General features: G+C 48.8%; 15 protein-coding genes. 3 read left to right on the forward strand and 12 right to left on the reverse strand.

What is annotated here, in order from left to right:
* The first annotated feature begins 107 nt into the window (after nt 1–107).
* Complete coding sequence (locus tag ACFO4U_RS05050; RefSeq protein ID WP_159562436.1) at nt 108–971, forward strand: DMT family transporter; 864 nt, start codon at nt 108–110, stop codon at nt 969–971.
* Here ACFO4U_RS05050 and ACFO4U_RS05055 read toward each other — a convergent pair whose 3' ends face one another.
* From ACFO4U_RS05055 to ACFO4U_RS05065, 3 genes are all read right to left on the reverse strand, one after another.
* Nucleotides 972–2,369 carry an MATE family efflux transporter gene (locus ACFO4U_RS05055; protein WP_215243849.1) on the reverse strand — a complete coding sequence of 466 codons (1,398 nt, stop codon included), beginning with the start codon at nt 2,367–2,369 and terminating at the stop codon, nt 972–974.
* A gap of 78 nt (nt 2,370–2,447) precedes the next feature.
* On the reverse strand, nt 2,448–3,689 hold the full coding sequence (locus ACFO4U_RS05060) for a peptidase U32 family protein (protein ID WP_196430838.1): 1,242 nt from the start codon (nt 3,687–3,689) through the stop codon (nt 2,448–2,450).
* A gap of 9 nt (nt 3,690–3,698) precedes the next feature.
* Nucleotides 3,699–4,595, reverse strand: a complete 897-nt coding sequence (locus tag ACFO4U_RS05065; RefSeq protein ID WP_260563561.1) for a peptidase U32 family protein — start codon at nt 4,593–4,595, stop codon at nt 3,699–3,701.
* 151 nt (nt 4,596–4,746) lie between these two features.
* Between ACFO4U_RS05065 and ACFO4U_RS05070 the strand changes: the two genes are divergently transcribed.
* On the forward strand, nt 4,747–5,541 hold the full coding sequence (locus tag ACFO4U_RS05070) for an SDR family NAD(P)-dependent oxidoreductase (protein ID WP_159562440.1): 795 nt from the start codon (nt 4,747–4,749) through the stop codon (nt 5,539–5,541).
* Nucleotides 5,542–5,571: 30 nt separating this feature from the next.
* Here the strand turns inward: ACFO4U_RS05070 and ACFO4U_RS05075 are convergent, their stop codons facing one another.
* The 7 genes from ACFO4U_RS05075 to rnz are packed head-to-tail and all read right to left on the reverse strand — an operon-like array spanning nt 5,572 to nt 10,233.
* Entirely contained in the window at nt 5,572–5,904 is a 333-nt protein-coding gene (locus tag ACFO4U_RS05075) for a hypothetical protein (RefSeq protein WP_196430840.1), read from the reverse strand.
* A 41-nt stretch (nt 5,905–5,945) separates the two neighbouring features.
* Nucleotides 5,946–6,491, reverse strand: coding sequence for a hypothetical protein (locus ACFO4U_RS05080; RefSeq protein WP_159562442.1), 546 nt, complete (start codon nt 6,489–6,491; stop codon nt 5,946–5,948).
* A complete protein-coding gene (locus ACFO4U_RS05085) occupies nt 6,464–7,420 on the reverse strand; it encodes an ATP-binding cassette domain-containing protein (protein WP_215243847.1) in 957 nt (318 codons plus the stop codon). Before ACFO4U_RS05085 ends, ACFO4U_RS05080 begins: the two co-directional genes overlap by 28 nt.
* Nucleotides 7,398–8,084 carry a hypothetical protein gene (locus ACFO4U_RS05090; RefSeq protein ID WP_251131807.1) on the reverse strand — a complete coding sequence of 229 codons (687 nt, stop codon included), beginning with the start codon at nt 8,082–8,084 and terminating at the stop codon, nt 7,398–7,400. The genes ACFO4U_RS05085 and ACFO4U_RS05090 overlap by 23 nt, the downstream gene beginning before the upstream one ends.
* The gene (locus tag ACFO4U_RS05095; protein WP_031423381.1) at nt 8,035–8,445 is read right to left on the reverse strand and encodes a DUF4430 domain-containing protein; all 411 of its coding nucleotides are present in this window, start codon (nt 8,443–8,445) and stop codon (nt 8,035–8,037) included. Before ACFO4U_RS05095 ends, ACFO4U_RS05090 begins: the two co-directional genes overlap by 50 nt.
* Entirely contained in the window at nt 8,442–9,326 is an 885-nt protein-coding gene (locus tag ACFO4U_RS05100; RefSeq protein ID WP_012726538.1) for a hypothetical protein, read from the reverse strand. Before ACFO4U_RS05100 ends, ACFO4U_RS05095 begins: the two co-directional genes overlap by 4 nt.
* A 1-nt stretch (nt 9,327) precedes the next feature.
* The gene (gene rnz / locus ACFO4U_RS05105; protein ID WP_215243846.1) at nt 9,328–10,233 is read right to left on the reverse strand and encodes a ribonuclease Z; all 906 of its coding nucleotides are present in this window, start codon (nt 10,231–10,233) and stop codon (nt 9,328–9,330) included.
* Nucleotides 10,234–10,306: 73 nt separating this feature from the next.
* On the opposite strand from rnz, the gene ACFO4U_RS05110 reads away from it, so the two are divergent.
* The gene (locus tag ACFO4U_RS05110; RefSeq protein WP_012726540.1) at nt 10,307–10,480 is read left to right on the forward strand and encodes a hypothetical protein; all 174 of its coding nucleotides are present in this window, start codon (nt 10,307–10,309) and stop codon (nt 10,478–10,480) included.
* A 45-nt stretch (nt 10,481–10,525) separates the two neighbouring features.
* On the opposite strand, the gene ACFO4U_RS05115 is transcribed toward ACFO4U_RS05110, so the two are convergent.
* Together ACFO4U_RS05115 and ACFO4U_RS05120 are read right to left on the reverse strand one after the other, a co-directional pair.
* The gene (locus ACFO4U_RS05115; protein ID WP_215244188.1) at nt 10,526–11,653 is read right to left on the reverse strand and encodes a M20/M25/M40 family metallo-hydrolase; all 1,128 of its coding nucleotides are present in this window, start codon (nt 11,651–11,653) and stop codon (nt 10,526–10,528) included.
* A gap of 182 nt (nt 11,654–11,835) precedes the next feature.
* Nucleotides 11,836–12,825, reverse strand: a complete 990-nt coding sequence (locus tag ACFO4U_RS05120; protein WP_012726542.1) for an aromatic acid exporter family protein — start codon at nt 12,823–12,825, stop codon at nt 11,836–11,838.
* Nucleotides 12,826–12,834: the final 9 nt, after the last annotated feature.

A 12,834-nucleotide genomic window follows, 5' to 3' on the forward strand; every position in this document is an offset into this window, starting at 1 on the left:
ACACATCGAGAGGGGAGCATTTGTTTGCTATTTTTGAATCGTGTCTTGCCTCGTGGCTGTTTTCCGATATTATTAACAGAGAAGTACAACTGTGAAGGAGTGTCGCCATGTCTTATCTCATCTTGTTCGCTGCTGTCTTTTTCTTATCGACGAGTGTCCTCTTCGTCAAATGGACGTCGGCACCTGCCGAGACTGCCGCATTTTACCGTATGCTGTTCACGTGTCTCATGTTGTTACCGTTTGTCGATTTCAAATCACTCATCACCACGCGCCTCATGACTCGCTACGCTCTACTTCTTAGCGGAACGTTACTGGCGTTTCACTTTTGGCTTTGGTTTTTGTCACTCGATTACACGACGGTTGCCAGCTCCACACTATTTGTCACGTCGAGTCCAATTTTTGTGTTGATCGGGAATGCACTCATCTTTAAAAAGAATCCGACTCGAAAAGGACTTGCCTTCGCGCTCGTCGCTGTCCTCGGGGGCATGCTCGTTGCTGCGGGGGACATTCAACTCGGCCGTGAAGCCCTCTTCGGAGACCTACTCGCCTTGATTGCCGCCCTATTGATTGCAGGGTATTGGCTCGTTGGACAGCATGTACGAGCTTCGATGAACACGAATACATATTCTTTTAGCGTATATCTCGTTGCGACGGTCGTGCTTTGCTTCATGTTGCTCGTTCGCGGCACGACATTCACTGCCTTTGAATCCATCAACTGGTGGTACTTCCTCGCGCTCGCTTTCTTCCCGACAATCCTCGGGCACAACCTGTTCAACTATGCGCTTGCCCGTGTCAGTGCGACCGTCGTCAGTATCACGATTCTTGGAGAGGCGTTGTGGGGAATGCTATTTGGATACGCCTTCTTCGGAGAGCGACTTGGACCGTTCCAATGGATCGGAGCCGTCGTCCTCCTCGGTGGGATATACTTGTTCCTAAAAGAAGACGCCCGCTCGACACGAGCGGACGTTTGATTATAAGTTTGTCGCTTTTGGATTTACATCATGTGCTTCTTTATCTTCTTCTGAAGGACGGAACAATAATTTACGGTCCCAGAATGCCAAAGCAACAGCCGTCAAAAATGTCATCGCATCAGCGATTGGGAATGCCAACCATACGCCGAACACTCCGAGGAACGACGGGAGAATAAAGACGAGCGGAATCGTGTAGAGCGTCTGACGTGAAAGGGACAAGAACATAGCGACGCGTGCTTTCCCGAGGGACTGATAGATTCCATTGACGAGCATCTGAACACTCGGAAGGAAGGAAACGGCGAACAAAATGTGAATCGCTGTCACACCGCCAGCAATGAGCGCCTCATCCGTCGAGAACCAGCCCATGAGTGTTTGCGGGAATAGCTGCAGAATCAACCAAATGATGACAGCAATCGCAATCCCGACCCGCATCGCCGTCCAAATGGTTTCACGCATTCGGTCGAATCGCTCTGCACCGTAGTTATATCCAACGATTGGTTGCATCCCTTGGACGATTCCCATGATTGGCATACCAACGAGCGCCATGAACTTGTTGATAATGGCGAAAATGGCCAATTCTTCGGTCCCGCCGTACGTACCGAGCATCACGTTGACACCAACAAATAAAATGGATTGGGACACCATCATGATGAACGAAGACGAACCGATTGCCATGATTTCTTTTATCTCATCGAATCGAATCCGGAACTGACGCCACTTGAAGCGCAGTTCCGTTTTTGGTTTTCGGGCGAAGAAGAAGCGCAGCATCAATACGGAACCGATGACTTGGGCGAGTGCCGTAGAAGTCGCTGCCCCGTACATGCCCCAGTCGAACGTGAAAATGAAGAGCGGGGTCGTCACGAGGTTGACGAGAACGGTCGTCAGCATGACCTTCATTTGATAAGGTGCCTGTCCTTCAGCACGAACCATCGCACTCGAAGCGAGTGTGAACATGAAGAATGGTGAACTGATCAAGACAACTGATAAGTACTGTCGGCTGAGATCCATGATTTCGGTCGTCGCACCGAACACTTTCAAAATTTCATCTAACATAAAGAAAGCAGAACTGACCGCAAGTGCCGCAAACAGACCGACGAGGACAAGTACGTTCAAGAATGTGACGGCTGCACCGGCATCGTCACCGCGTCCAAGCTTCCTCGAACTGATAGACGCCCCACCTAGACCAACGGCACTCGACACGGCCATTAAAATCATCTGAATCGGAAACGCAATCCCGATAGCAGCGACTGCCGATGCACCGATCCCTCGGGCGACAAAAATCGTATCAATGATATTGTAGAGCGCCGTCACGAGCATCCCAATCATCGCCGGAAGCGATAACTTGAAGAGGAGTCTGCCGATGGGCTCAGTCCGTAATTGCTCCGTATTTTGGTTCATTCTTCCATCCCTCCGTCTCTACTTCTTAGGGTAGCAGGATTGAACGGAACGGGCGACTATGTTGGCTCGGTGGATGTGTCAAACGAGCGAACGAGCACGCACACCTTTTCGCTTACGCATAATGTAATCGGTTGCGACCGGCCGATCCACTTTTACACGAATTGTCATCATCGCTTGGTTAGCAGACTCGAGGAGGTGACCGTCCACATCCTCCATCGTATCAATGACTTGTGAAAAACGAACAAATCCGGGTCCGAAAAATTCAACCTCTTCACCGATTGAAAAGTGATTCCGCTGTTCGAGCGTTGCCATACCCGTCACAGGGTCGTATGAGATGACACGAGCCGCAAACGCAAATTGCGGAATCGAACGAGGTTTCCCGAACAATTGCTCTTTTTCAGTCGGGATCCCGTAATAGAACCCGGTCGCTAGTTCACGTTGGGCCGCTTTCCAAATTTCTTCTTCCCATGCAGGGTCGAAGACGAAATGCTCTGGATCTTCACAGTACGCATCAATCACTTGACGATAGACGTTACACACCGTCGCGACGTAATGAATCGATTTCATTCGTCCCTCTATCTTCAAACTATCGACTCCTGCCTCCACCAAGTCAGGAATGTGGCGGACCATCGATAAATCAACTGAACTCATCGAGAACGGCTCTTCGTCACGCGCTTCCATCTCTTCTGTTAGAAGATCACCTTCTTCAAAGAAACCATATTTCCAGCGGCATGATTGGGCACATCCCCCACGGTTGGCATCTCGTAATGTCATGTGATTTGATAACGTGCATCGACCGGAATACGAGATACACATCGCCCCATGGACGAACGTCTCAATTTCGACATCGACTTCCTGTTTCATTTTAATGATTTCATCCATCGATACCTCACGAGCCAAGACGATTCGTTCGAGTCCTTCTTCCTTCCAGAAACGAAGGGTCTCGTAGTTTGTCGCCGAAGCTTGGGTCGACAAATGGACGGGCAACCCTTCTGCTTCCGTAAGACAAGTTTCAATCATCGCTGGATCCGAGACGATGACTGCATCGATTCCGATATCTCGAAGTGTTCGGAAGAAGTCACCTGCCCCCTCGATATCGCCTTCATGCGTCACCATGTTCGCAGCGACGTATACTTTCGCGCCGTACGCATGTGCGAAGGCTACCCCTTCACGCATCTCGTCATAACTGAAATTACCGGCACGTGAACGTAACCCGAACTGCTGTCCGCCGATATAGACCGCATCGGCACCATAATGGATGGCCATCTTTAATTTCTCTAAGTTTCCTGCTGGCGCTAATAATTCTGGACGTCGTTTCATCTTGATCCCTCACTTAATCTCTTCTGGTTTTCGTAACCACAGTCCCGTACCGAGACGGAACGTTTCCGGTTGAAGCTCGTGAAGACGATGTTCCATCTCTACACGATCAAATCGACCGTTCAACAAATTCGTCCGGGCATAAGTAAACAACTGAACGATTTCAACAAACTGGTCCCCGGCGTGCCATCCGTCTAGCTTCCACGTGTGAAGTCCATTTTTGACTAACGTCGGAAGCTGACCCATGAGCGTCAAATCCTCAGAGAAAATATGGGTGCCGTTCTCGTCCTCATAGATGGGATAACGACTGGTCGTATCTGCCGGTTCGCTCATATAAAATTCGCGTTGTTTTGCTTCTTCAACCGGTCTTCCGAGTTCATTAAAGTAATTCGTCACGAGTGGGCGTTTAGAGTGATGGATGCATGTCGGACCATATACTTGTACTTCAACAGGAAGTCCGATTTGCTGCTGGATCAAGACGAGTTCTTCGATTGTCACTTCGCGGGCGACGACCGCTCCAATCGCTTCGCGTTTCCCCCAAAATTGGATCTGTTTGGCGGATGTGACGAGCGTTTGGGCATCATACCAATACGGAATCTTTGCCTGTCGAATCAAGCGAATGGCGCCGGGGTCTCCAGCGGTGACATCATCGACTCCTATCGTTTTCAGCGTTTGCAAATAATCTTTTAACTCTTCAATGTGGTCATTGTGCATCAGGTTGTTGACGGCTACCGTCACATCTTTCCCATACCGATGGGCAAGTTGTGTGACTTCTCTCACAGCATCGATTGTCCAGTCACCTTTTTGTCTCAACCCAAACCTTGAATTTCCGATATATAGTCGGTCTGCGCCGGCTTTGATTAACGCTTCTGCCTGATCAACGCTTTGCGCCGTAGTGACGAGCTGAATCATCATATTTGTTCTACTCCCTACTTTGTGAGTCTAATCACATTTTCTTGCTATACTTTAGCATATGTTTCAATGTGCGAACGGAGCAGGATTTTAACAACTCGTGAAGAATTCAGTAACAATGTATGACTTTTCATCAAAGGAGTGGATCATGTTGTCAAAGACAGCTTTAATCACCGGCGCCTCGATGGGCATCGGTCTAGACTTGGCCGTACTCGCCGCTCGCGACGGCTACGACTGTATTTTAGTATCTCGGAACGAACCACGATTGCATGAACTAAAAAAAGTACTTGAGACACGTTATCGCATCAACGTACATGTCTTTGCTCTAGATTTGGCAAAACATGGCGCAGCAGTCCGATTGACGACGATGATTGCCGAAGCTGGCCTCACTGTCGACTTTTTAATTAACAATGCCGGGTTTGGCACGTCCGGCGCGTTCGCCGACCTTGATGCTGAGACGGAAGCCGACGAGGTCCGATTGAACGTCAATACGTTGACCGAACTGACGAAAGCCTATTTGCCTGGCATGCTCGAACGTGACCACGGATATGTGTTGAACGTTGCATCTGTCGCTGCCTTCCAACCTGGTCCATATATGGCCGTCTATTACGCGACGAAAGCCTATGTCCTCTCATTCACTGAAGCGATTCATGCCGAGGTGAAAGGTAGTGGCGTGCATGTGAGTGTGTTATGCCCTGGCCCGACGGATACGAACTTCTTTAATCGTGCCGGGAGTGAATTGTCATTCTCGAAAATGCCATCTCATCTCGTCGCCTTCTTCGGATACAAAGGGGTGATGAATAACAAGCGTGTGGTCATCCCTGGACTCTCTAATCAGTTATTGGTCGGGGTCGCCAAATTGATGCCACGAGCTCTCAGTCTCGAAGTATTACGTCGCGTCCAAAAACCGGCTGATGGAACACCTGCTGAATCGACTACATGAAAAAGGAGCGACCGCATCGGGTCGCTCCTTTTATGGTTCAGAGTGTAAGCGAGAGACGTTCACAAGCCGGTGTAGAAATACACCTGCCGGAATCATAGTCATCAGCGCTGTAGCGATGACGACTCCCCACGCCATGACGGCATCGAGCGTCAGGTCTCCTGACGTGAGCTGGTCCATGATGCTCAGTTGTTCCACGGAAAGCACAATCATGAGTGCTGGCCACACGCTCGCCGCAAGGATGCTGATCATGGCAAAACGGGCTCTCGTGTAACGTTTTGCCAATAGAATCAGGTTTAACAAGATAAACAATAGTCCTACGAGTAGAAACATGCCGACTTCTGTGAGATTGATATATGCACCCATCCGTCGTTCACCTCACTCAAAATGATATGACTATTGTATGTTTACCCGAGCTGACGAAGGAATATGCGCTCGAACAAGGGACGGATTAAAAAGAGGAAAACGACATTCGATAACCCATGTGCCAAGTCAAACGGGACGCTGAGTAGAAGTAGCTTCCAAAAATCAGCTCCAATCACTTCGAAGAACGCTAGATTGGTCGTCCATCCATATATAAATCCGGACAAAAAACCAAACAGAAGAAAAAGGATGTTCGACTTCATCCATAACGGTCTAAAACTGCTGACGAGCGTTACGATAAGGAGCCAGCCTAAAAATTGATAGAAGACGAACGGTCCGATCCCGAGCAACAGACCTGACAAGATGGGTACGAAGAGTGCAAGGACCGCCGCAGCATTCAATCCAATACATAGTGCCGTCAGCATCAAAATGGCTGTCGTCGGTTGTACGTTCGGAATCGTCATGAAAAGCCAGCGACCGATGACTGCGAGTGCCAAGAGCTGCACGAGCGGTTGAACCGGGAGATCGGATTTCTCAAATCGATACAGGACCAGGATGGCAATCAGAATGGCGAGGACGTATGTGACCATAGCGTACTCCGTTCTTGAAAGAGTGACCGTTCTCCTTGAAAGACCACGCGACCACTCGCAAGGTAAATCACGTCCGTCGCTTGGTCGACTAACGCCAAATCATGTGTCGCACAAAGCACACGTGCTGATTCGGACTTTTTCAAGAGCGCTTCAAGGAACGCCGTACGTTCCCCATTCGTTAAATCCACCGTCGGTTCATCGAGCAAAAGGACGCTTGCCGAGTCGTTCAGGACGGCTTGTAGTTGAGCGATCCTCCGGTTCGATTCTTGCGGAAACGGACCGTATTCCGTTTCGGCAGGAAGATAAGCAGCTCGCTCCCCCCGCTTCACCCGTCCACGAAGAGGGCGTCTGCTCCTTGCTAAAAGTTCGAGCAACGTCGATTTTCCACTTCCGTTCGTCCCAATACAGACGGTGAGGCCAGGTTCATTCATTTGGACCGTCACTTCTTCAATGGCATAAGTCGCCTGAAGCGGATGACGATAGGATACATCGGTCGCTTCAATTCTTGGTATCGTCTCCGATTGTCGGAAAGTGATTTTCATGTCTTCAGACGATTCTTGCGCCCGTTCCGTATAACCAATCCGAACACCGAGACCGGAAGTACGACGAAGTAGCATCTCTAGATGTTCTCTACGGAATTGATCGAGGTGGCGGAACGGTTCGATAAGTACAATTGCTTCGGGCTGATCTAATAGAGCATAAGCGACTTGTACAATCTGTTGCTCACCGCTTGAACAGGCGTCAAACGCTTTTGGATACAGGGCATCAATTTGTAAGAGTGAGGCGAGTTCCGCCCCCCGAAGCGAATCAACACGGGATAATAAATGACCAACTTTTCCTGAGAATGGTTGATTCATTCTGATGACTCGAGGACGATACCGCTCGATATATGCCTCGAGCGACCCGTCAACGGTAGAAAGCCATTGCATCACGAACACCTCCTTTTGTGACGTATGGATAGATGAGCCATGGGATGATGGTCCACTCGAGTGATACGTAGCCAATCAAGCCAATCATAAAGAGTTGGAGAACATCCTCAAATCGGAAGCGACGCATCGGCTCGACCGCAAATCGTGGCTCATGCCTTTGGCTATTAATGCCAATCTCGATTGCTTCTTGCCACGCTTTTTTAGGGTGACTTCTGAGCGACTGACGTACCGCTCGCTCCATCGAAGGAATAAGTGCCCACGCCCCATACAAGAGGGAAGTTGAACGGGGCCATTTATAGAGAAGTGGGAGCAAGCGTTCCAATCGAACAATCCGAGAAATCCACAGCATGCCAAGTAAGAAAGTAGCCAACTTCAATAGCTGACGCCATATGTAAGTGAGCGATAACTCCCATCCGAACAATGCAGGGAAGACCGAGACGACAGCAAACGCAATCAATACGATGAGCATCGTCCATGGAAACCGACGTTCAAGCATGAGCAAAAGGACAAGGCCGATGACAAATACTGTGACATCATGGATATACGTCAAAATGAATAGATGACTAAATAGAAAGAAAAGGAGCGTGACAGGATGTCGCCGCTCCCAATCTGCCTCATTCGAAGAAAGCAATCGCATCTTCTTCAAACCGCCACTGAATGACATCCGTCGATTCTACTTCTTTAGCACCGGCCCCTTCATCTCCGGGCGCGCCATTAAAAGCAAATACCCAGCCTGACGATTGTCCTTCTGATTTTTCTTCGATGCCTTCGATTGCCGTCACGTACGACATGTCTCCGCTTCCTGTCACTTCGAGGTCAAGCCCTGTCGCTTTCAATGCGTCGAGCACGGTCGCATCCTCTTCCAAACAGACGCTCTTCTCTTGATAGAGCGTCTCTTCCGTCGCCGCATTGTATACGGAAATGGTCGGACTTACATCGCACGCCTCTTGTTGGGCTTCTTCTCCGCCACATCCGACAAGAAGTGCGGTCGTTAATAGGGAAATACTCAAATACGGTTTGATCATTCTGTCAAATCCTCTCGTTGATGTATCGAATAATTATATAGTATCGCAAAACGTTCGCCTGAACTTCGTCCTTCCCGTGTCAGTCCGACGAGTTGGATGCTGTTTGCGAGGACTGGTTCGCGCTGGAGCCAGAACTTGACCAGTTCATTGTCCCGATTAATCATGAGCATCGATTCGTTTTCGAACGTGTACATGTCATACAGCCCATCATAGGAAAGTTGTAACACTGGGGCAGAAACGACGTCAGTATACTCATCCCATGAAGGACCTCGTAACGTCGACAGCATGTGGTCGAATTCGACAAGCTTTTCAAAAAAGGCCTGTCCAGATTCTTTACGCAGTTCATCGACTTGTTCATACGAAAGTTGTCCTGAGCCATATGTCACACGGATCTGTTGGAAGGATTCGGCTCGCTCCACCATGAGTAAATACTCAATGGATTGAACGTTCCCTTCCCGGTCGATCTGTAATTTCCCGCGATCTAATTTAATCGATTCACTATTGATTCGTTGTAACAATTTTTCGGTCATGTCATCAAACGATTCATCCGTGACCGAGACGGCACCGATTTGTTGCGACTCGGAACGAAAGCCGGACTGGTCGAACAACGGGACAAAAAGCAAGACGAGAAAAAAGAAGAACCCTAACAGTGCTCCATACCATTTATACCGGCTGTTCTGTTTCGGAAAGAACAAAAATGACAACAGAAAGCCAATCGGAATGTGAAACCCGCCGATAGGAAAAGACACGATTCCAAGTAGGGAATAAAATAAGAACTTTGGAAAGAAGTTCGCTTCCGGCTCTTTCAATTGATTTAATCGAATCCCTAATAGAACGCTAATCACTAAAAAGGCTGCCCATACATAGAGTTGAATGGTCACATCAATCCCCCACTGTATATTCTAAAAAGTCCGTCGCAACGAGACTCGATGGAAAATCCGACACGACTTCTTGAACAAATTCTTCCTCTCGCCCGACATAGCGCGCTGAGATGTGTGTCACAATCAGCTTGCCGACGGCACACGCATTCGCTAGCGCGGTCGCTTCACGTGTCGTCGAGTGACCATACTTCCGAGCGAGCGCTTGTTCCGCCTCCATAAACGTTGCCTCGTGAACGAGGAGGTCCGCTCCATCCGCCAACTTCCGCGCGTTCTCACAAGGGATTGTATCTCCTAAAATCGCTACGATTTTTCCCGGAATCGGTTCAGTGACGTATTCTTTAGAGTCATACCATTTTCCTTCAAATTCAAATCGGTCTGATTCTTTGATGGTTCGATAAATCGGTCCACTTGGAATACCGAGTTCTCTTACAAGATTGACGCGTAGCATGCCCGGTTTTTCTGGACCATCGATTCGGAAACCGAATGAAGGGAACCGATGCTCTAATTTTCGCACAGTGACGAGATGGTCGTCTTGTATGAATGTGTCCCCGTCCGAGTACTCGATCACGGTCAGCTCGTATCCTAGATGTGAGCCTGTGACACGCAAAGTAGCTTCAAGCCATTTTTTCAATCCTTTTGGCCCATAGACGGTCAAGGGGGCGGTTCCATCGAGTGCCGAACGAGTCGATAAGAATCCGGGCAATCCGAAGACATGGTCACCATGAAGATGCGTCACCCATACCGCTGTCACTTTTCTCGGTTTGATTTTCGTATAGAGCATTTGGTGTTGCGTGCCCTCGCCACAATCAATCAGCCAGGTCACGTTCGATAAATCGAGAGCTAGCCCCGATACGTTGCGCTGTTTCGAAGGCATCCCCGACCCAGTTCCTAAAAACTGTAACTTCATAAATATTTAATTCCTTTCTTCAAGCCGTTCCATGCTATACTTGACGTAATCGCTGAAAAGGATGTGATTTGTGATGACCAAGGCAGAACAACCCGAATCGATTTATGAGACGATTCGAGAACGCGCAGCTTTGATGAATCGCTTGCACCAACAGGAACAAGGCACCTCTATCCGCATTCACGACATAGCGATCGAACTTCATTGCACAGACGAGTTGATTTTAGAATCACTGGAGTTCGCAGCATAACGAGTACGAACACATACGAAGAGCCGACGAATGGTCGGCTCTTTTTTATTGCTTAGGTGATGCGACTTCTTCGACGATCGTCACGACATACTCGACGAGTTTGTATAACTCTTCAAGTGGCATGCGTTCGTTCGTCGTATGAATCTCTTCATAGCCGACCGCCAAGTTGACTGTCGGGATTCCTCCACCGGCGATGACGTTCGCATCCGAACCGCCTCCTGAGTGTAAGATTCGAGTCGGACGTCCGATTGTCTGAGCCGCACGTTTCGCCACCTCAACGACTTCGTCCCCTTCCTCAAACTTGAATCCAGGATACATGATGTCGATGTCCACTTCGGCACGACCACCGAACGACTCAGCGACCTCGATGTAGGCTTGTTTCATCGTTTCTGCCTGTTTCTCCATCTTCTCATGGATGAGCGAACGGGCCTCAGCAAGAACTTCGACATAGTCACACACGATGTTTGTCGCGCGACCCCCTTCGAAACGTCCGATGTTGGCTGTCGTCTCTTCATCGATACGACCGAGCGGCATCTTCGCGATGGCTTTCGCTGCGATTTGAATCGCCGAGATTCCTTTTTCCGGTGCGACACCAGCATGAGCCGTTTTTCCATAAATCTTCGCGTTCACTTTTGCTTGTGTCGGAGCGGCGACAATAATGTCTCCAACAGGTCCATCCGAATCAAGGGCAAAACCGAACTTCGCATCGATTTTCGATAAATCCAATACTTTCGCACCGACGAGACCTGATTCTTCCCCGACCGTGATCACGAACTGGATTTGACCGTGTGGAATTTGCTTTTCCTTCAATACTCGCACGAGTTCGATCATCGCCGTGAGGCCCGTCTTGTCGTCTGCCCCGAGAATCGTCGTACCATCCGTGACGACATATCCGTCTTTGATGCTCGTCTTGATTCCTTTACCTGGAGTGACCGTATCCATGTGAGCCGTAAAGTAAATCGGATCAACATTTTCTTTCGTTGCAGGCAACGTGATGATCAAGTTGTTACCAGAGTGTGCCGTCTTCGTTGATGCGTCGTCCTCATAGACGTCGCAGCCAAGCTCTGTGAATACAGCTTTCAAATGTTCACAGATGACCGCTTCTTCCTTCGTTTCTGAATCGATGCCGACCAATCCTAAAAATGTGTCGAGCACGCGTGTCTCGTTTACCATAAACAACATCCCTCCATCCAAACATTTCTTGACCATTATATCAAACTCCCCTGGATTGCACGAATCTTTTCCATTCTGTACAATGATGGCAAACACGTATATGGAGGCAGACCATGAAGAAAAAACAGAAAAGACGACAACGCATCATTCAAATCGGCGTCGTCGTCATCGTCTCAATCTTTTTAATCAGCACGTTTCTCTCGAGCATGACCATGTTCTTTTAAGAGCAAGATGTATCGCTCTTTCAAGATCAAGTAACTTTTTACATCAGATAAAATATTCAATAAGGATGAGCGTACCTCGAATTCCTCACGCGTCGTGGGGAGAGGTACGTTTTTTCGATAATGCTCAATCATCTCTTCAAGCTCCTGTAGAAAGACGGAGGCATCGGCCTGCTCGTTCACATGGTCCCCGACTCGACGTAAGAACGTCGCGACCGGTTTCGCTTCATTGACGACCATCGTGATTTCTCTGGCGTTATCCGCGACTCGTTTGAGAATATCATACTGCCGTTCACGCATCCGGAAGTATAGATAGTCCATGTCTTCATTCCGCTTTCCGATTGAGTTTCCCATACGGCGAAGGGCTAAATCTTTCCCCTCTTTCAGATAGTCCCGTGTCTTGATGAGCATCATCGAGTGGTTGTTATAGACGCCCGTCTCGACACATGCCGCCACGTCATAAAACAGTACTGCGAGCGAGCGGTCGATATTCTCTTTAATCCGTTCAATCTCACGGTCGAGCGTCGGCATGTACATGTTGACGACGAGCCCGACACCGACACCGATCGCAATGAGCAATAGCTCATTGATAAATAACTCCAGTGTAAACTGTGCCTCGGTGTAAAGATGGGTCAAGATGACGACACTCGTAATGAGCCCGTCTTGCAGTTTCAACTGTTGTACGAGTGGGATGAAGATGACAAAATAAAGTGTGAGTGTCACCGGTGAATAGCCGAGTAGCGTGAACATCGCCGCACCCATTCCGATGGCGAGAAGACTTGCCATGACTCGTTCATAGGAGGCGCGAATCGATTTTTTACGCGTCTCTTGAATACTTAAAATGGCGATAATGGCTGCAAATACAAAATAATCGAGATGAATTGTTTCGGAAATGAGCATCGCGATACCTGCTGCGACCGCGGTCTTTAACGTCCGCGTTCCAATTTTCATACTAATTTC

It is taken from the genome of Exiguobacterium profundum, from assembly GCF_042652865.1.
GTDB lineage: Bacteria > Bacillota > Bacilli > Exiguobacteriales > Exiguobacteriaceae > Exiguobacterium > Exiguobacterium profundum.

What these genes read in the sequence shown, in the direction of transcription:
- ACFO4U_RS05110 (WP_012726540.1), top strand. Translation starts at nt 10,307, where the DNA reads ATGACCAAGGCAGAACAACCCGAATCGATTTATGAGACGATTCGAGAA.
- ACFO4U_RS05090 (WP_251131807.1), bottom strand. Translation starts at nt 8,084, where the DNA reads ATGTCATTCAGTGGCGGTTTGAAGAAGATGCGATTGCTTTCTTCGAAT.
- ACFO4U_RS05095 (WP_031423381.1), bottom strand. Translation starts at nt 8,445, where the DNA reads ATGATCAAACCGTATTTGAGTATTTCCCTATTAACGACCGCACTTCTT.
- ACFO4U_RS05055 (WP_215243849.1), bottom strand. Translation starts at nt 2,369, where the DNA reads ATGAACCAAAATACGGAGCAATTACGGACTGAGCCCATCGGCAGACTC.
- rnz (WP_215243846.1), bottom strand. Translation starts at nt 10,233, where the DNA reads ATGAAGTTACAGTTTTTAGGAACTGGGTCGGGGATGCCTTCGAAACAG.
- ACFO4U_RS05085 (WP_215243847.1), bottom strand. Translation starts at nt 7,420, where the DNA reads ATGCAATGGCTTTCTACCGTTGACGGGTCGCTCGAGGCATATATCGAG.
- ACFO4U_RS05115 (WP_215244188.1), bottom strand. Translation starts at nt 11,653, where the DNA reads ATGGTAAACGAGACACGCGTGCTCGACACATTTTTAGGATTGGTCGGC.
- ACFO4U_RS05050 (WP_159562436.1), top strand. Translation starts at nt 108, where the DNA reads ATGTCTTATCTCATCTTGTTCGCTGCTGTCTTTTTCTTATCGACGAGT.
- ACFO4U_RS05075 (WP_196430840.1), bottom strand. Translation starts at nt 5,904, where the DNA reads ATGGGTGCATATATCAATCTCACAGAAGTCGGCATGTTTCTACTCGTA.
- ACFO4U_RS05070 (WP_159562440.1), top strand. Translation starts at nt 4,747, where the DNA reads ATGTTGTCAAAGACAGCTTTAATCACCGGCGCCTCGATGGGCATCGGT.
- ACFO4U_RS05080 (WP_159562442.1), bottom strand. Translation starts at nt 6,491, where the DNA reads ATGGTCACATACGTCCTCGCCATTCTGATTGCCATCCTGGTCCTGTAT.
- ACFO4U_RS05060 (WP_196430838.1), bottom strand. Translation starts at nt 3,689, where the DNA reads ATGAAACGACGTCCAGAATTATTAGCGCCAGCAGGAAACTTAGAGAAA.
- ACFO4U_RS05120 (WP_012726542.1), bottom strand. Translation starts at nt 12,825, where the DNA reads ATGAAAATTGGAACGCGGACGTTAAAGACCGCGGTCGCAGCAGGTATC.